This is a genomic window from Methylibium petroleiphilum PM1, from assembly GCF_000015725.1.
Lineage (GTDB): Bacteria > Pseudomonadota > Gammaproteobacteria > Burkholderiales > Burkholderiaceae_C > Methylibium > Methylibium petroleiphilum.
This window is the reverse complement of sequence record NC_008826.1, coordinates 329,941-347,138: the sequence shown is the minus strand read 5'-3', so window position 1 is coordinate 347,138 and position 17,198 is coordinate 329,941. Positions and strand designations below refer to the sequence as shown.

16 protein-coding genes are annotated in these 17,198 nt (G+C 64.6%); 7 read left to right on the top strand and 9 right to left on the bottom strand.

Annotated features, from left to right (window positions below; translation table 11 throughout):
- Positions 1-129 precede the first annotated feature (129 nt).
- The 8 genes from MPE_RS21440 to MPE_RS21405 form a co-directional block, all read right to left on the bottom strand.
- Positions 130-1,962 (bottom strand): VWA domain-containing protein, encoded by a 1,833-nt coding sequence (locus MPE_RS21440; protein WP_237706434.1) that lies wholly within the window; start codon positions 1,960-1,962, stop codon positions 130-132.
- Positions 1,963-2,090: 128 nt separating this feature from the next.
- A complete protein-coding gene (locus tag MPE_RS21435) occupies positions 2,091-2,648 on the bottom strand; it encodes a hypothetical protein (protein ID WP_011831753.1) in 558 nt (185 codons plus the stop codon).
- A 14-nt stretch (positions 2,649-2,662) separates the two neighbouring features.
- Positions 2,663-4,573 (bottom strand): helicase-related protein, encoded by a 1,911-nt coding sequence (locus MPE_RS21430; protein ID WP_011831752.1) that lies wholly within the window; start codon positions 4,571-4,573, stop codon positions 2,663-2,665.
- Between the two features lie 82 nt (positions 4,574-4,655).
- Positions 4,656-4,982, bottom strand: a complete 327-nt coding sequence (locus MPE_RS21425) for a hypothetical protein (RefSeq protein WP_011831751.1) — start codon at positions 4,980-4,982, stop codon at positions 4,656-4,658.
- A gap of 258 nt (positions 4,983-5,240) precedes the next feature.
- Complete coding sequence (locus MPE_RS21420; protein ID WP_011831750.1) at positions 5,241-5,558, bottom strand: hypothetical protein; 318 nt, start codon at positions 5,556-5,558, stop codon at positions 5,241-5,243.
- A 110-nt stretch (positions 5,559-5,668) separates the two neighbouring features.
- Positions 5,669-6,022 (bottom strand): hypothetical protein, encoded by a 354-nt coding sequence (locus MPE_RS21415; protein WP_041930407.1) that lies wholly within the window; start codon positions 6,020-6,022, stop codon positions 5,669-5,671.
- Between the two features lie 362 nt (positions 6,023-6,384).
- Positions 6,385-8,973 carry an adenosylcobalamin-dependent ribonucleoside-diphosphate reductase gene (locus MPE_RS21410; RefSeq protein WP_011831748.1) on the bottom strand — a complete coding sequence of 863 codons (2,589 nt, stop codon included), beginning with the start codon at positions 8,971-8,973 and terminating at the stop codon, positions 6,385-6,387.
- 127 nt (positions 8,974-9,100) lie between these two features.
- On the bottom strand, positions 9,101-9,421 hold the full coding sequence (locus MPE_RS21405; protein WP_011831747.1) for a hypothetical protein: 321 nt from the start codon (positions 9,419-9,421) through the stop codon (positions 9,101-9,103).
- A gap of 208 nt (positions 9,422-9,629) precedes the next feature.
- Between MPE_RS21405 and MPE_RS21400 the strand changes: the two genes are divergently transcribed.
- The 3 genes from MPE_RS21400 to MPE_RS21390 are packed head-to-tail and all read left to right on the top strand — an operon-like array spanning position 9,630 to position 13,167.
- On the top strand, positions 9,630-10,040 hold the full coding sequence (locus tag MPE_RS21400; protein WP_011831746.1) for a hypothetical protein: 411 nt from the start codon (positions 9,630-9,632) through the stop codon (positions 10,038-10,040).
- The gene (locus MPE_RS23050) at positions 10,037-11,467 is read left to right on the top strand and encodes a hypothetical protein (RefSeq protein ID WP_011831745.1); all 1,431 of its coding nucleotides are present in this window, start codon (positions 10,037-10,039) and stop codon (positions 11,465-11,467) included. Before MPE_RS21400 ends, MPE_RS23050 begins: the two co-directional genes overlap by 4 nt.
- Before the next feature lie 5 nt (positions 11,468-11,472).
- The gene (locus MPE_RS21390) at positions 11,473-13,167 is read left to right on the top strand and encodes a conjugal transfer protein TraN (protein WP_011831744.1); all 1,695 of its coding nucleotides are present in this window, start codon (positions 11,473-11,475) and stop codon (positions 13,165-13,167) included.
- A gap of 66 nt (positions 13,168-13,233) precedes the next feature.
- On the opposite strand, the gene MPE_RS21385 is transcribed toward MPE_RS21390, so the two are convergent.
- Positions 13,234-14,160 carry a tetratricopeptide repeat protein gene (locus MPE_RS21385; RefSeq protein ID WP_158304647.1) on the bottom strand — a complete coding sequence of 309 codons (927 nt, stop codon included), beginning with the start codon at positions 14,158-14,160 and terminating at the stop codon, positions 13,234-13,236.
- A gap of 57 nt (positions 14,161-14,217) precedes the next feature.
- Here MPE_RS21385 and MPE_RS21380 point away from each other — a divergent pair, with 57 nt between their 5' ends.
- The 4 genes from MPE_RS21380 to MPE_RS21365 are packed head-to-tail and all read left to right on the top strand — an operon-like array spanning position 14,218 to position 17,180.
- Positions 14,218-14,658, top strand: a complete 441-nt coding sequence (locus tag MPE_RS21380) for a lytic transglycosylase domain-containing protein (protein WP_011831742.1) — start codon at positions 14,218-14,220, stop codon at positions 14,656-14,658.
- Entirely contained in the window at positions 14,659-15,039 is a 381-nt protein-coding gene (locus MPE_RS23045; RefSeq protein WP_049820963.1) for a hypothetical protein, read from the top strand.
- The gene (locus tag MPE_RS21370; RefSeq protein WP_041930405.1) at positions 15,029-16,678 is read left to right on the top strand and encodes a GspE/PulE family protein; all 1,650 of its coding nucleotides are present in this window, start codon (positions 15,029-15,031) and stop codon (positions 16,676-16,678) included. The genes MPE_RS23045 and MPE_RS21370 overlap by 11 nt, the downstream gene beginning before the upstream one ends.
- Positions 16,644-17,180, top strand: coding sequence for a thiol:disulfide interchange protein DsbA/DsbL (locus MPE_RS21365; RefSeq protein ID WP_011831740.1), 537 nt, complete (start codon positions 16,644-16,646; stop codon positions 17,178-17,180). Before MPE_RS21370 ends, MPE_RS21365 begins: the two co-directional genes overlap by 35 nt.
- Positions 17,181-17,198: the final 18 nt, after the last annotated feature.

Sequence of the window (17,198 nt, the reverse complement as noted above, 5' to 3'; positions counted from 1 at the left end):
GTTGATCCAGGCACGGGGGTGCGCCTGGTACACCGGGATGTCAAACGGGCACGTGCATGCGCGGCGCCTGCGCGCGTACAAAGAAAAAGACCACCCGGTGAGGGGTGGTCTTGTAGGGGTTGATGGCTCTCAGGCGAATGCCGCCTCGAGGCTTGCGAACACCGCGTTGGCGAGCTCCGGGGCGTCGTTGGCGACGCCGTAGGGGACGCCCATGCTGCGGTACTTGTACTCTTCTCGCGAAGAGATGAGCACGAAGCGAACCTCGACTCCGAAGGCCTTGGCCTCCTCGATCGCGGCGGCCAGCACCGTTTGATCGCCAGGATCTCCGTCGGTCACGACCTTCAGGATCTTGCGACGCTCCTTGCGGTTAATCAGCTCCCGAAGTGCCCAAACGACCGCGAGGTGCGTGTTGGTGCTGCTCGCGCTGTGGGGACCGAAGTCCTTGAGCGTTTCAGCCCAGCTGTCGTCGAAGCCCTTGTACTGATGGAGCGACGTGTTGTAGCCCACCAGTGCAAACGGCACCTCGGCGTTGTTGAGCACCTCGCCAGCGCCCACGCAAACGCGTGAGGCAGCGTCCTCGCGGCGCATGTCGCCGAACGGCTCGTTCATCGATCCGGACTCGTCGTCCAGGACCATCACGCACGTGTCGAGCTCCTCCTGCAGGCTGCGCTTCTGGAAGATCTCCGTGTCGCCTTGCACCAAGCGCCAGACCCGGCCAGGCCGGATGCGGCCTTCGGTCGAGCGGCGACGGTGCACCAGTGCTCGCGATTCGAGGAGTTCCTCGATTTTGAGCCCCAGCGCGGCCGTGATCGCCCGCGCGCCGGCGCGCATCGCAGTGCGGTTCTCTTCCGAGTCGCGCTGCGGCCTGGATGCCACTCCCATCTCGTGGGTGTGGCTCATGCCGCCGCCAGTCGCCATGGCTTCGCTGCCTTCGACCAGGTGGTCTTCGAGGCCCTTGCCGTACGTGCCGGCGTCTTCCTTCGATGCCTTGAGGACTTGCTCGATCGCCTTGGCCAGGTCGCCCTGGTTCGGCTCGAACCCGCCCTTTGCAGGATCTCCGGGCTGATCGCCAGGTTGGTCGCCCTTCCCGGCCCTGCCCTTCTTGCCCGGTTGGGGCGCGCCGTCAGCCTTCCCAGGCTTGTCGCCCGGGTTGCCACCCTGCGAAGGGTCGCTCGAGTTGCCTGCGCCCTGCCCTGCATCAGCCTTGTCAGGCTGGCCGGACTGGCCGCTTTGCGGTTGCTGTTGCGGCGGCGGGTTCTCCTTGGCCATCTTCAGCAGCTCGAGGATCTTGCGCGAGTGCACCTGGACATCTGCCGTTGTGGGTGCAGCCGTGGCCTTGAGGGCCTCGGACTTCACCGCGGCGGTCAGGCGGCTGCCGAAAGTCTGGATGGCCAGCTTTCGATAGTCGCGCGAGAACGCTTCCAAGCAGGATTGCCCAAGCAGTTCCGAGCGCAGCTCGGTCACCAGCCAGGACGTGAGGATCTCGGCCGGGTGCAGTTGCTCGTCGGCCTTGGGGCCGGCGAACACGCCGCGGTCGACCAGGACCTCGATCCCCTCGCGGATCACCTTCTTGGACCCGGGATACCGGGCCAGCGCGAGCAGCTCGCCGCGCGGATCCTCCAGCACGTTCTCCAGTACGCCGCCGATGCCCTTGTCAGGCATGACGCTGAAGTCGGTGTGGTGGCCGTGGCAGAGCACTTCGTGTGAGACGAGCGCGCGCAGGAGCGTTGCATCGCCTTCCGTACCGACCGAAGCCATGTGGGGCAGCTTCATCAGCAGACCCGCGGGGTTCTTCGGGTCCGGGCCGATGGCCGCGGTCTCGATGTTGGCCCACTCCAGCCGGACCTTGCGGCCCTGGCGGCCCGCCTCGTCGAGAAGCAGGTGGGTGTAGAGGTAGAGGTGCCGCATGGACACCGTCTTGGCTCCCTGTTGCATCGTTTCTTCCTTCCAGTTGATGGCCATGCGAAATGCGCGGCCTTACGGAGAGGAGATGCGCAACGCGGGCGCGCAACCCGTGGGTGCCATCTTGGTGCGCGCGCGCACGCGCGGACGGCGGCGTGGGAGCGCGGCGCGAGCGACGCGGCGGCGAGCTACTCGCGGGTGATGCCGTACTTGGCAAGCACCGCCCTGATCTCATCCATGATCAGGTCGGACTGCTTGAAGCTGGCCTGGGAGACAGGAACCTTCCCCGTCTCGACGTACTGGGAAAGCACCTCGGTGAGAAGGCTAGAGATCGTCACCTCGACACCGCGCCGGGCGCCTTCTTCGGCCGCCAAACGCTTGAACTGGTAGAAGACCGACTCGGGCACACGAGCGGAGACGGTCAGGGTGGGCCCCTTCTCTCCCGGCTGCACGAGGTCGCCTACCTCTTCGAGCATCGGTTGGACCAGCGCCAGGAGACGGTTCTTGGTGTCGATGTCCTCGGTGTAGAGCTGCAGCTTGAGGTTCGACGCAAGGAACTGGCTCAAGTCGGGGTCCGCGGTGACGGCATCCAGTCCGCGAAGATGAATAACAGCCTCTTCGGCGTACTTGATGGCCGTCGGATGTGAAATGTCGTAACGCGATGCCACCGATCGGCCGGACTCGCCCCGTACGATCGCTTCGTAGATCGCGACCTTGACCGCTAGGGAAGGATTGCGTTGCGCCAAGTCGCACGCGGCAATCAGGCCGCCTCCAACAGGCCGAGACGCTCGGCGCCACGTTCAATGTCCTGGCGTGTCAGATTCACGCCCCAGAAGAGCAGCCTGGAGGACCCCGTCTGCGCGTCTCCGCCGGCGTCGACGTTGCCGAACCCACGCAGGTCAGCGTCGCGCTCGGCCAGAGTGAAGCCGTCGCTACACTCGACCAAGAGCTCAAGACGCTGCATTGCCATATCTTCTACCTCCGCGGGCAGGTAGAGGAAAAAGTAACCTGACCCACCCTTTCGTGCCACACGGCCGCGCAGCTGGTGGAGTTGTGAAACGCCGAAGCGTTCCGGGTGAACCACCACCAAGGCGCGAAGCGACGGTAGCGTGACACCAACTTCGATCACTGTCGAGCTTACGAGCAAGCTCAACTCGCCGTCCCTCATTTTATTGATTACGGCGGCCTTCTCGTCATCCGACAATTTCCCGTGGAGCATGCCCGCGCGGTCGCCGTAGCGCGCCTTGAAGCGCTCGAAAGCGGCCTCCACGGACGCCCGCTCGCCGTCACCCATGTCTTCGGCGAGCGGATAGATCACTGCCACCTGGCCGCCCGCGGCGATCTGGGCATGAACAAAGTCGAACAGGCGTGCGCCGTCGGCCTTCTCCACGATCCGGGTGGCGATCTTCTTCACCACCGGCAGCTCGCGCAGCACCGAGACTGCCATGCCGCCGAAGCCCACCAGGGCCAGCGTGCGCGGGATCGCGGTGGCGGTCGCTTCGAGGAAGTTGGTGCGAGCGACTCGCAGGGCGTCCTTCTGCTCGACCGAGAACTTGTGCTGCTCGTCGACGATGACCAAGTCGAACTCGAGCTTGTGCTTGCGAGCGGCGTGAATCACGGCGCTGGTACCAACGACAAGGCTCGAACCGATCTGGGCGCCGGAGGTCACCTCTTGGACCGGAATCTCCGGGTAGTAGGCGCGGAGCTCGCCGGCAATCTGCTCGACCAGCAGCTGGTTGGGCACCACGATCGCGACCCGCGCGCCGGCATTGAACGCCGCCACCGCGGGAACCATGAAGACGATCGACTTGCCGGTGCCGACGTCACCAGAGAGAAGGCGGCGCATCGGGAAAGGCGCACGCAGATCACCCACCACTTCGTCGATCGCCTTGGCCTGGTCACCGGTCAAGGAGAAGGGCAGGCGGGCGCACAGCGCCTGGATGGCGGCGCGGTCGATCGGCAGCGCAGATTCGGTGACGGGCGCAGCGGATTGGTTTCGGGCGGCGCGACCCAGGATGGCAGCCAGCGAAAGCTCCGTGGCCACCTTGGCGGCCATCTCGCCTTCGCGCGTCGACTTGGGGGTGTGCAAGCTGGCCAGCAGCATCTCCGGCTCCATTCCGGCGCGACGCCGGAACTCGGCCTCGCGCATGCCGGACTGCGCCAGGAGCATGCACGCGGCTTCATTGATGCTCGACAGCGCGCCGGCGACGCCCTTGGCCAGCGAGTCGCCGGAGACCTGACCGGGCTTGCCGGCGTAGATCGGGACGATGCGGCCGCGCTGCTCGGGAAGGACGAGATCGGGATTGCCGATCTGCAGCTTTCCCTTGAACGTGGTGACCTGGCCGTACAGGTGGAGCTCGTCGCCAGGCTGAAACTCCATCCAGGGGAAGTAGGAGCCGAAGACGGTGATGTCGACCCCCTGCCCTCGCCCGTCGACGCCGCGCATCGCCAGGCGCCAGCCGCGCTTCCAGTTGCTGGTGGGCATGTTCGTGCGGTCGAACAACGTGCGATCGGTCAAGGTCAGGACCATGTAGACCTTGATGCCAGTGTCCGCAATCGGCAGCACATGCATGGGCTCGAGGTAGTCCCGGTACTCCTTCGGGGACGACAGGAGGCACTCGGGCAGCGACGAGAAGCCCAGGCGAGAGAGGCGGCCGATTTCCTTGCTCATGATTTGGGCACAATGATACACGCATCGTATTGGTACGTGTGAAAAGAAAACCCCGATCCGATTGACGGACCGGGGTGTGGCATCAGGCGGCAGCTTCTTCTGCTGGCGCAAGATGCTGAAGGGCTTCGGGAAGGAACTCGGCGATGGACCGAGGCTTCTTGCGGCGAGGATGTGCGAGCTCGTCGAGCTTCATCAACTTCGCGGCGTTCCACAGATGGATGTCCTCGCTGTACGGGCGCAGTGAGGACGCGCGCTCCCAGCGGATGGCACGATGGCCATCGCCGTAGTCCCACATCACAGGCAGGACACCGTCCAGCTTGCCGGCCTTTCGAAGGGCCATGACGTGGTTCATCACCAGCGCACCATCCGGCTGTGACACCGGAAAGTCAGGGGTATTCGCCCACGCCATCGGGGAATCGACCTCGAGGACGCGACCACCAATGGGTCGGCCCCACTGGCTTGGATGGGCGGCACGGTTGGGCCAGCGCGAAGCGCCGACCCAGCTTCCGACACGACACATGTTGCTTCTCCTGGTTGAAAAAGGGATTCGCCAGGCAGTTGCGAGCTGCTTGACGCCCTGGAGATGCGCAACGCGTGCACCGACGCGCGATTGAAAGAGAAACGCCCCGGCCAGAATGAACTGGCGCGGGGCGTGGTCAGGGTTGGCTTAGTGGAAGTCGGGGTGATCCGGCGCCACGAAGATGTGTTCGATTCGCGAGTGGTCCAAGTAGTAGCAGGGATGTCCGCGCCAGGTGCTGCGCTTGTAGCCGACGTGGTAGTCGTCCTTCAGGTGCAAGCCCTTCTGGCTGCCGACCGCGCAGCCGAGGCGCGACGCGACGGGCTGCCAGTTGGTGCGACGCGCAAAGGTCGCGAAGCTCACGTCGCGCGATCGATCCATCATGTCGAACAGGTCCTGGACCTTGGACATCGGGATGTCGACGCAGCGCGCGACGAGCTCGAACTTCGGTGCTGGGCGTTGGGGCATGTGGGTTCTCCGGTGTGAAAGGGACGCACCGTTGCGTCCTCGTTCCCGGAGATGGCCAACGCGGGCCACCAAAGAAATCAGGCCACCCGGAGGTGGCCTGATGGAGGGGGTTAGAACTTGAAGTCCGTGGGCTTGTTGTCCACGAAGCTCACGCTCACCGGACGTCGGTTGCGCAGTTGGAGCTTGTCGTAGACGCTGCCCGGGACCTTCGTCTCCTGGTCGTCCGTGCCGTCGCGAAACGCGACCGTCACGCAGACCTGGCGCTTCTCCTGTCCACCGTCCACCGCAGCGCCGGCGACATTGCCGACGGCGTCAGCTGCGATGACCTGGCCCAGCAGCGCTCCGCCGGTCTTGCCGCTGACTTGCAGGACGGTGTTCTTGAAGATGTTGCCCCAGCGCGAGCCCGAGCCACTGTGGCCGTCTCCGCACTCTTGCATCTTGTAGATGTAGCCCTCGCGGACCACGGCAGGTGCAACAGCGCTGGCGGCGACCGCGGGAGCCGAAGCGGCTTCAGCCGCAGAGGCAGCAGGCGCGGTTGCCGGGACAACTTCGGTGGCAGCGTCCTGTGCGAACGCAACGTGGGTACCGAGCAAAAGGAGGAGTGTGCAGATGGTGTGTTTCATGATGAGTCTCTAAATGATGAAGGGGTTGGTTGGGTAAGGCCAGTGCGAATTTCGCGAAGCCTCGTACCACGGTCATGAGTCACACGGGAACGCAATGCTCGGAGGGCAAAGAAAAAGGCCCACCGCATGTGCGATGGGCCTTCAGGATTACGGCATGTGGTGCTAGGCGCACGTTATGCCGTTTGCGATTTCTCGCCTTTTCGTCAGCCGCAGCTGCCGATCGCTCCGCAGTTGAAGCACTTGCTGCATCCATCCACGCGGTGGACTTCATGCGCGCCGCACTCCGGGCACTTCTTGCCGGCGCCGTTGAGCACCGGTGCGTTCTTGGCTGCAGCCGTGGTCGCTTCGTCGGTCTCGCTCGTGGCGACACCGAACTCCGCGTCACGACGCGCCAGGCGTTCCGCGAGCTTGCGCACGGGGACCTGGTTGCCGCTCACGTCGAGGAAGCCTCGGTTGTGCAGGATGCGCTGGAGCGCGTAGCCGATGGCAGCGACTTCGGAGTCGTGGAAGCGCGGTGCTTTCGCCCCGTCGTCCTTCTCCACGTAGCCGCAGCGCACCGGGCCCTTGTCCCAGATGATCTTGCGCATGTTGGCCAGTGCCTTCGCGATCGAGCCACCCGAGCGGGCGACCATCGACAGCAGACGCATGTTCGACGAGATCCATTGCTGGCCCTCACCGAGCTGGCCGGCCGGCATGAAGAACTCCACCGGGCGCTCGATCACCACCGTTTCGCCACCGAGCACGCCTTCGACGCGCTGGTAGTTCACCGTCAGGTACACCGACTGCTTGCCTTCGTGGGTCCAGTAGTCGACCTTCGAAGTCACGCCTTCCAGTTCCCCTTCGGGGCGGCTCTCGAACTGCTTGCGCAGCGGATCGTCGTCCGGGGTCACGGCGGGTGCCGCGGCCGCCGGCGCCGGCGCAGGCGCGCCAACCGACAGCACGCTTCCCAGCGTGGCATTCGGGCGGTAGGTCGACAGGCCCTTGAGGCCAGCCTGCCAGGCCGCGAGGTACAGACCCTTGAAGTCGTCGTACGGGTAGTCCGCCGGCACGTTCACCGTCTTCGAGATCGAAGTGTCGATGTACGGCTGGACGTCCTTCATCATCTGCAGGTGTTCGGCCGCCGTCATGTCGAGCGCGGTGACGAACGAAGCCGGCAGGACGTCCTTGACCTGGTAGGTCTGGCCGCCGACGACGAACGAGTCTTTGTAGTTGCACACGGCGTCGATCAGACCATCGCGCAGGGCCGGCTCGCACACCGTCTCGGAGAACACGCGGAACGCGTGGTCCTTGACAGCGTAGAACGTGTGGCCACCGTCCTTGGTCCGCTTCTTCCGGTTGTAGGCCAGCGAGAACGCCGGCTCGATGCCACCGCTCGCGTTGTCCGCGAACGCCAGGCTCACCGTGCCCGTGGGCGCGATGGCCAGCAGGTGGCTGTTGCGGATGCCGTGCTCGCGGATCGCGGCCTTGATGTGCTCCGGCAGGCGGGACGCGAACGTGCCCTCTTCCAGATACTTCTCGGCGTTGAACAGCGGGAACCGGCCCTTCTCCTTGGCCAGGTCGACCGAGGCCAGGTACGCGGCGTCGCGCATTTCCCGCGTGATCTCGACCGCCTTGGCGCGGCCTTCATCGCTGTTGTAGCGCAGGCCCAGCATGATCAGGGTGTCACCCAGACCCGTGTAGCCCACACCGATTCGGCGCTTGTTGCGCGATTCCTGCTCCTGCTGCTCGAGCGGCCAGTGCGTGACGTCCAGGACGTTGTCCAGGAAGCGCACTTGCACAGCCACCGCGGCGCGGTAGGCCTCGAAGTCGAAGCGCGCGGCCGGCGTGAACGGGTCACGCACGAAGCGCGGCAGGATCACCGGACCCAGGTCGCAGCAGCCGTACGGCGGCAGAGGTTCCTCCGCGCACGGGTTGGTCGCTTCGATTCGCTCGCAGTAGCGCAGGTTGTTGTCCTTGTTCATGTTGTCGATGAACAGGATGCCCGGCTCCGCGAAGTCGTAGGTGCTGCGCATGATCGTGTCGAAGATCTGCTTCGCAGGGACCTTCGAGTAGACCCACAGCCCATCGGCGCGACGGTACGCTCCCGCGTCCTTCTGCTCCTTGCCCGGTTCGGCCTTGTGGACCAGCTCCCAGTCACCGCCGGCGACGACGGCTTCCATGAAGCCTTCGACGATGCCAACGCTGACGTTGAAGTTGTTCCAGCGACCTTCTTCGCGCTTGGCCGTGATGAACTCCATCACGTCCGGGTGGTCGATCCGCAGCACGCCCATCTGGGCGCCGCGGCGCGAACCAGCGCTTTCCACGGTCTTGCAGCTCTTGTCGAAGACGTCCATGTACGAGCACGGACCCGAAGCGGAGCTGTGGGTGCCCTTCACGAACGCGCCCTTGGGGCGAATGCGCGAGAAGTCGTAGCCCACGCCGCCACCGCGACGCATGGTTTCGGCCGCCTGCAGCAGCGCCACGTAGATGCCGGGGTAGCCGTCATCGTCTTGGCCCATCACCGCGTCGCCGACCGGCTGCACGAAGCAGTTGGCCAGGGTCGCGCGGATCTCGGACCCGCCGGCGGACATGATCCGCCCGGCACCGATGGCGCCGGCTTGCATGTTGTCGAAGAAGACCTTCTCGAAGTGCTCGCGCAGCTCCGGCTTCTCGGCCTGGGCGATGCCCTTGGAGACGCGCGCGAAGATCTCGACAGCGGTCTGCTCGTCGCCCTTGGCGTACTTCTCGAGCAGGGTGTCGACGGTGACTTGCTGAGGCTCGAAGGCGTTCAGCGGAAGATCGTTCATGTTCATTTGAAAACTCCTGTTTGAGGGATGGATGGGGCAGCGACGCCCCGGGACTTAGCAATCGGTGATGCGACTCACAGATGCATAAAGGAAAGACCCCTGGCCAGCGGATGCCGGCAGGGGTCGGGGGTGGTTACAAGAAGAACTCCTTCGGGAAGTCGTCCTTCGGGCGCGCAGGCGCGGCGCGCGTCGACGCCGCGGGAGCGGCGATCGCCTCTTCGGTCTGTTGCTCTTCGGGCGGCGCCACTGCGCGCTCCTTGAACACGATCGGCGACGAACGCTTGGCGTAGATGCCGCACGCGGCGCGATTCGGCGAGAGGTTGAACGGCTTGTATGTGAACTGGCCGCGCAGCGTGCCGGCGCCCATGTTCTGGAGGCACCAGAGCATTCCGTTGATGGTCTCGGACGGCGTCGCTTGGGCGCACGTGAGGCAGGTGTTTGAGGTCGAGGTCATGGCTGATGCCGGTTGTCTAGATGACCCGAGATGCCAAACACGCAGCAAGACGCGGCCTGCCGCCCGATGCACCAGGCAAAGGGAAGGTGGGCCGGTTTCGATCGCGTCATCTGGGCGTGAGTAGTCCGGCCCAGCATCAGAGCACTCGATTTAAGCTCAACATGTGCGTATAATACCATGAGTATCTAACTTGCGCCACAGGAACAACATGCCCCACACGAAGCACATCGCAGCCAGGTTGGCGGCTGCACTCATGGTGCTCGGCGCCGCCGGGCAGGCGGCCGCCGAGGAACCCCTTGCGGTGTTCACGCGCGCGATCGGCGAAGGTCAGTCGCGCGGCGAGCTGACCGGCGTGATGTCGGACAAGTGGAAATCTGTCACACGTTCCGATCAGCCGATCGTGCTCAGCGCGAAGGTGATTTCGCGCTTCAAGCAGGCTGGGTGCGCTCGCCTGGACGTCACGATGAGCCAGGATGGGGTGCCGCTGCGCAGTGGCGGTACGGCGCCCTTCAAGAGCAACTGGCAGCTTAACGTCTGCACCGATGGCACGGCGCCCGAAGAAGGACGTGATCCGACCGCCTTTTCGCGTGCGATCGAGGCGATGGGAGGCCGGAAGTGAAGCGCACGGCTGTCGTTCTGGCCCTGGTTGGGGCGTTCGGTGGGGCCGCGTGGGCCGGCGACTACAACGCCGACGGCAAAACCTTCGGCAAGGGGCAACTCGACAAGATCAAGTCGAGCGTTTCGGACAAGAACGCCAAGGATGCCCCCCACTACACGAACGACCCTCCGCAGAAGGCCAGCTACGGGGCGACTTCGCTGCTCAACGTGGGCAAGGGCCGCATCACGAGCTGCAAGACGTCTTCGAAGACCGGCAACGCGGTGGCCGATCAGGAGTGCGAGGCCGTCAACTTCCTGGCTGGCAATCCGCGCGCTCACTTCGATCTCACGCCGAACGACCCGGCCGTCATCGCCGGTCGCGTGATCGCGGGCAATGCAGCCGGCCTGGCGGATCAGATCACGGGTGGCCAGAACTGCACCGACAAGACCACGACGACCCCGCCCGAGAAGTCGATCGAGACCTGCGCGGAGTACCTGCCCGTCGAGCAGAAGGAGTGCTCGATGGGCTGGAATGTCGATGTCAACGCCGACTCGAACTTCCAGTGCGACCAGACGTACAAGTCGACCGAGTACCTGTTCTGCCAGCGCACGCTTCACGTGGCATGCAACAACGGCGGCGCAGAGATGTCGGATGCCAGCGTCACCAAGAACAGCCCGTTCACCGACGTCTCGATCACCCCAGTCCCGGAGACCCCGGGCCTGTACAACTACCGGCTAGGCTTCGCGAATGCGTGCGGAACCGAAGGTACGTCGCAGATCAACTTCAACTTCGACACCGTCGGCGCCGGCGGCTACGTGACGATCAACGTCGCCGGCCTGGACGACACCGCGATCGTGGCAGTGAACAACAAGCCTGTGTTCGCCGGGCATCCGAACAGCGGGCCCGAGTACCACGGAAGCTGGTTCCCGACGAACGCCTCGGTGGACATGGGCTATCGGTGGACGGAGATGGCAGGCCAAGTGTGCGACACCTGGCAAGACATGGGTGGCGGTGAAGGGGGCAACTACGTCTGCACGCACTACACACCCACGTATCAGACGTACACGGCCACAGCGAAGCTCATGGACACCTGCCCGAGCGGGTACTCGCCGTCGAGCCAGATGGACTTCATGTATTGGTGCGACGACTCTGGCTACTGCCATCAACCGGATCCGTACACCCCGTACAACGTGCAAGGCTTCTTCTGCAACTCGGAGGGCAAGTTCCTGCTGAACCGCGCCGAAGGAACGGGCAACTGGGGTGGCACCGTGGATGCAACGATGCCGCTGAAGACCGGTGCCAACAAGCTGTTCGTCTATTGGGGAACCAACACGTCCGGCAAGGCTTGCGGCCGCATCCAGGTGACGGGCCAGATCTACAACGTGAAGCAGCAGTGCACCACCTCGTGGGAAGACAACTGCGGCGAGCTCGAGGAGCGGACGAAGTGAAGGCCATGAACATCTTGCGCTGGGCGGCTGCCCTGCTCGTTTCAGTTGGTGCGCTGCTCACGGCGCCGCAGGCCCAGGCCGGTGACTGCCGCTACGTGGGGCAGACCTGTGTCGAGCCCGCCGAGGTCCGCAACATCAACGGCACAGCGATCTACCAGGACTGCTGGAAGTACGAGGCAAAGTACGAGTGCCTCAAGCCCAACAGCGTGAACTACTGCGCCGCGCTGCAGAGCACTTCGAGTTGCATTCAGACCTCGAGCAGCTGCATCGAGCGCGCGTTCGACGGATCGTGCATGAAGGAGCGCCGCACCTACCGGTGTGACGATCCGAGCAAGCCGCCGCCGGCCAACACCGTCGTGCTGGACGACACATACACCGTCACGGAGAAGCTGGACACGGCTCAGTGCGATCCGTACAAGGACGACACGACGCACTGCCAGGTCGCGTCGCACACCTGCGTCGAGGGCGCGGAAACGCGAGTGATCAACGGCAAGCCGATCTACAAGGACTGCTGGAGGTGGGAGGACGAATACACCTGCGTCAACCCGGCGCCGCAGAACACCTGCGCTGATCTGGCCAACAACCCGGCCTGCACGAAGGTGAGCGAAAGCTGCACCGACACGGATCCGAAGCTGGGTTGCACGCTGAAAGACATCCAGTACAGCTGCATCACCAAGCCCGGATCCACCCAGACGGTGACGGACTGCAGCACGAAGACTGCGTGCGTTGGCGACACCTGCTGGGAGACCGGCTCGCCAGCGGACACCGATTTCGCGAACGCCGTGATCGCCAACGAGATCAGCCGCGAGGCAGCGACCTACCAGTCGAAAGACGGCAGGCTCTTCACCGGCATTGGTGAAGAGTGCCGGGACGGCTGGGGTGGGTTGCGCGACTGCTGCGATTCGAGCCCTGGCGGCAAGACGAACAACAACGTCTTGATGAAGGCTGGCTTCAGCGCGGCGACAGCGGTCGGCAAGGAAGCTGCAAACATTGGGTCCAAGTATCTCTTCGACTTCATGTACTCAGGCAGCGAGTGGGCGACGTTTGTGACGAACTCGGGCTCCCAGGTGGCGGTCAACGCTTCGACGGGTGCGACGGGGGCGTTCACCTCCACCAGCTACACCCCGAGCGTGGAGCTCTATGGTCTCGGTTGGTCGGCAGGCGCAGCGCCGTCCGGTGCAACGGTGCTCGGAAACGGCTTCTACTTCGATCCGTACTCTTTCGCCTTCGCGGTCGCAGTCCAGGTCATCATGTCGCTGACCTCGTGCGAGCCATCCGAACAGGAGCTGGGCATGCACAAGGGGTCGGGCCTGACGGTGTATGTCGGCTCGTACTGCAGCAAGAAGGTGCTGGGCGCGTGCACGCAGCGCAGCCAAGCCTATTGCTCGTTCAACAGCAAGCTGGCACGAATCATCAACGAGCAAGGCCGCAAGCAGCTGAACAAGTCCTGGGGCGACCCAAAGAGCCCTGACTGCTCGGGATTCACGGTGCCTGAGTTCTCGAAGATCGACTTCTCCAAGGTCGACATGTCGGAGTTCATCGACGACGTGATGAGCGCGACCGACATGCCTGACCCGGGCAAGGTCAGCGATGTCATCGCCGACAAGATGAAGGGCAAGACGAAGAACGAGAACTACGATGCGTTGCCCAAGGCGCCGTTCGGCATGGTCCCGGTGAATCAGCCTTCGCCTGGTCCTTGATTGAGGGCTAAGAAAGCGAAAGGGGCCTTCGGGCCCCTTTTCTTATTGGTGCGGCGCAACCGCTTGCTAGAAGGTGCGACGAGGCTCGTAGATCGTCTTCGAGTAGTGGATGTCTTGCGGCGCGCCGTGGTTGGCCAGCCAGTTCGTCGCCATGCCGCGGGCGCGTGCGATCTCGGACTCGGTCAGCCTCGAGCCGTAGCCGCCCGTCGCTGCCTGGGTCGCAGAAGGCGCCTGGCCGTTCAGAACCGCCGCGATGATGGCCCAGGAAACGGCCATCGGCTCATCAGGCTGGCCGAGCGCGTTCGAGGCGTACAAGCGAGCCAACAGGGAGGGGGCGTTGCGCTCCCCTGCCTGCGCTGCCTTCTCCAGCCACATCCTGGCGGGGCGATAGTCGCCGCGGTCGAACGAGATCTTCCCGAGGACGAAGTAGGCGAAGGCATTGCCGACGTTAGCCGCTTGTTCGGCCCATTTCCAGGCCTCCTGAGCGTTCCCCTGCTTCAGGTGGTACTGCGCCAGCCTGACGGCCGCCTGCTCGACGACGCCCTTCTGACAAGCCTGCTCGAACAGGCGCACCGCGGCGCGCTCATCCTTGGGGACGCCTCGACCGAGCAGGTAAAGAAGGCCGAGGTTGTAGGCGGCGAGCTGGTTCTGCGGCGCGGCGGCCTTGAAGTAGGCGGCTGCCGACGCGCTGTCGAGCGTGACGTATTCCGCGTTGTCGAGCAGATAGCCCACGTAGAGCTGGGCCATGTGGTTGCCCTGCTTGGCGAGGGCGACGAGCTCGTTCAGGGCCGCCTTGTCACCGGTGCGAAGGCGGTTCCAGGCCTTGGATGCGTCGTCGGACTTGCGCGCCCGCTCGAAGAGCGATGACATCGCGTCCCCGATGCCGGCGCCGGCGCTTTGGGCCATGACCGCAGTGGGGATGGATAACGCGGCCGCGAAGACAGCTGCCAGTGCGAGGCGCCGCCCCTGATGAGAGGAGTAGGTCGAATCCATGAGATTGCAGATCGCCAATGGCTGGTTTATCATTACGTGTAGTGTATCCGGGATGCCATGAAACGATCAACCAAAGCCCTGCTCGCGGCCGCTGCCCTAGCCATTGCCGGCCAGGCGCACGCCATGTGCTTCAAGGAGGCCGCTGAGCGATACAAGGTCAGCGAAGCGCTTCTGCGCGCCATCGCCAAGACCGAGTCGAACTTCAACCCGAAGGCGTTGAACCGCAACAGCAACGGCACCGAAGACATCGGCGTCATGCAGATCAACTCGAGCTGGCTGCCGACACTCGCCCAGTTCGGCATCGGTCGGGAGCAGCTGAAGGACCCCTGCACCAACGTGAACATCGGAGCCTGGGTCCTCGCAAACAACATCGCCAGGCACGGTGAGACCTGGCGCGCCGTCGGCGCCTACAACGCTGCCACACCCAGCAAGCAAGTCGTCTATGTCGAGAAGGTGTGGCTCAACTCGATCAAGCTCAAGAAGAACGGAACCCCCTGAATGAAACAAGCAATCGGCGGCGCTGCCGCAGTCATCGGCATCGCCTGGATGCTGTTCGTGTTCTCTTCGCCCAACCCGTGCGATCGCATCGAGCGCGGCGCCGCGCCGGTGCGCATCACGATGGACACGGCGCGCTGGGCTGCCAAGAACTGGCTGAGCACCGAGGCTCGCATCGACATGATCCGCTGGAGCATCAACGCGGACCAGGCGACGCAGCGTTTCATTCAGCACCAGTTCTACGGCAGCGAAGGCAGGTGCGTGGCGCCTCGTGAAGTCCCGGCGGCTGCAGCCGCGGCCGAGACCGCCGCCTCCGGCGCCGCGCAGGCCCTGCCGACGCCCAAGCTCCAGAGCGAGCCGAAGGAGTCGAAGCGTGGCTCGTGAACCAGATCTGTTCATCCCGTCGGGCCACCACGACAAGGCGGCTGTCGACTACCTGAACGCGCTTTTCAGCGAGGCGGCCCGGCAAGGTGCAAACGACGTCCACATGCAGTGGTGGGACGCCATCTGCGAGATCAAGCTGCGCCTATCGGGCGACCTCGAGACCTACGATCGCGTCGACTCCCAGCTGGCCAAGCTGATAGACGAGAAGATCCGCTCGCGTGCAAACCTCTCCGCAGCTGATCGCAATGTTCCGCTGGATGGGCGCATGCGCCTGCGGTTCCCGGAGCGCACGATCGACGTTCGCCTGTCCGTCCTGCCTGTCATCGGCGGCCAGAAGATGGTGTGCCGGATCCTGGACCAGTCGAACGCAGCGAAGAGCCTGGACACGATCGAGATGACGCCCATGGTTCGCCGGTGCGTGGACGAGCTCATCGACGAGCCGCAAGGCCTTCTGCTGGTGGTCGGCCCGACCGGCTCCGGAAAGACCACCACCCTGTACGGTCTCATCGGCGCGTTGAACAACGGCCGCCGCAACATCATCACTCTCGAGCATCCGGTCGAATACGTGATCCCCGGGATCTCCCAGGTGAACATCGACCACCACCTGTCCTTCGCGGACGGCCTGCGCGCCGCTCTACGGCAGGACCCGGACGTGATCCTGGTGGGCGAGATCCGGGACCAGGAGACGGCAACCATCGCGGTCCAGGCGGCCAACACCGGTCACCTGGTGCTCGCCACCCTGCACGCCAACAGCGCGGCCCTGGCCATCACGCGCCTGGTCGACATGGGCGTCGATCCCCACTCCCTGGCTGCGTCGCTGCGCGGCGTCATGGCGCAGCGGCTCGTGCGGCGCATCACCGAAGAGTCGGCACCGCTCTGGCAGCAGCCGACCGAGGCGGACCAGGTCTGGCTCGCGAAGCACCAGATGCAGTCGGTTTCGGACATCTACCCGGTCGTCGACAGCCCCAAGAGATATGTCGGCATGGTGCCGGTCATCGAGATGATCCGTGCTGACAGCCACGTCCGCGCTGCGTTGCTTGCGCAGCAGGGAGAACTGCCGATCCTCAACGCGGCCGCGCGACAGCCTCAGTTCGAGACGCTGGCGCAGGCCGGCGTGCGCCTGGCATCCAACGGCTACACGACCATCGAGCAGATCAAGAAGATCGTCGGCGACGACGCGATCGCGCCGCAAGTCAAGCGCGTCGGCGACGTGCTGGTGGACATGGGTGTGCTGACGCACGAACAGGTCTTCCAGGCGATCGAGAAGCAGACCGAGCTGCGCAAGGCCGGCTCGGTGCGGCGAATGGGCGAGATCATCGTCGAGGAAGGGTGGTGCACGCCCGAGCAGCTCGCTCGAGCGCTGGGATTCACCGAGGGCGCGCCGGCGATCCTCGATCACCTCGTGCGCAGCGGAAAGATCCCGCGCAACGACCTGGCCGGCGTCGTCCGTCGTTGGCAAGAGTCACACCAGAACAGCTCCCTCTTCGACCTGTGCGAAGAGGCCGGTCTCATTTCCAAGGAAGATCTCCATGAACCGTCGATTCTTTTCAGCCCTGGCACTGGGCTCTATCTTGCTGCCGTCGCTGGCACGCGCGCAGACGGCCATGACGCCGTTCAAGGAAGTGCAGCCGCAGCCTGACGATGCACAGCGCGCGCTGATCTTCTTCGACTTCGGCTGCCCGGTCTGCGCCGAGTATCACGAACGGCTGGTCGCATGGGGCACCGGACTGCCTCGCACCTGGCGTGCGGAGTTCGTTCCGGTCACCCTACCGAGCAAGGAAAGTGCGGTCGGGGCGCGCGCGTTCTTCGCTGTTGCGGCTGCGGATCCTGCGAAGCTGTCGGCCTTCATGGCGGCGGCGTATCGCCGCGTGCACCAAGGCGGCATGCGCCGCAGCGAGCCGGCAATGTGGCGTGCTGCGGTGGCCGATGCCGGCGTGCGCGGCTTCGATGCGGCCTGGGCCAGTGTGTCGCAGCGCCAGCTCGAGGAGGCCATGGCCAAGCTGCTGGCGTACGGCATCAACGCTACGCCGTCGATCGCGATCGGCGGGCGCTTCGTCATCACGCCGGACAACACCAACGGGGACGCGAGCCTCTTCTTCCAGCTGGCCAACGGGATGGTCTCCAAGGCAATGTCGTACTGAGGTCTGAGCAGTGAAGCA

What these genes read in the sequence shown, in the direction of transcription:
- MPE_RS21420 (WP_011831750.1), bottom strand. Translation starts at nt 5,558, where the DNA reads ATGCCCCAACGCCCAGCACCGAAGTTCGAGCTCGTCGCGCGCTGCGTC.
- MPE_RS21425 (WP_011831751.1), bottom strand. Translation starts at nt 4,982, where the DNA reads ATGGCGTGGGCGAATACCCCTGACTTTCCGGTGTCACAGCCGGATGGT.
- MPE_RS21410 (WP_011831748.1), bottom strand. Translation starts at nt 8,973, where the DNA reads ATGAACATGAACGATCTTCCGCTGAACGCCTTCGAGCCTCAGCAAGTC.
- MPE_RS21385 (WP_158304647.1), bottom strand. Translation starts at nt 14,160, where the DNA reads ATGGATTCGACCTACTCCTCTCATCAGGGGCGGCGCCTCGCACTGGCA.
- MPE_RS21365 (WP_011831740.1), top strand. Translation starts at nt 16,644, where the DNA reads ATGACGCCGTTCAAGGAAGTGCAGCCGCAGCCTGACGATGCACAGCGC.
- MPE_RS21390 (WP_011831744.1), top strand. Translation starts at nt 11,473, where the DNA reads ATGAACATCTTGCGCTGGGCGGCTGCCCTGCTCGTTTCAGTTGGTGCG.
- MPE_RS21400 (WP_011831746.1), top strand. Translation starts at nt 9,630, where the DNA reads ATGCCCCACACGAAGCACATCGCAGCCAGGTTGGCGGCTGCACTCATG.
- MPE_RS23045 (WP_049820963.1), top strand. Translation starts at nt 14,659, where the DNA reads ATGAAACAAGCAATCGGCGGCGCTGCCGCAGTCATCGGCATCGCCTGG.
- MPE_RS21405 (WP_011831747.1), bottom strand. Translation starts at nt 9,421, where the DNA reads ATGACCTCGACCTCAAACACCTGCCTCACGTGCGCCCAAGCGACGCCG.
- MPE_RS21440 (WP_237706434.1), bottom strand. Translation starts at nt 1,962, where the DNA reads ATGGCCATCAACTGGAAGGAAGAAACGATGCAACAGGGAGCCAAGACG.
- MPE_RS21380 (WP_011831742.1), top strand. Translation starts at nt 14,218, where the DNA reads ATGAAACGATCAACCAAAGCCCTGCTCGCGGCCGCTGCCCTAGCCATT.
- MPE_RS21430 (WP_011831752.1), bottom strand. Translation starts at nt 4,573, where the DNA reads ATGAGCAAGGAAATCGGCCGCCTCTCTCGCCTGGGCTTCTCGTCGCTG.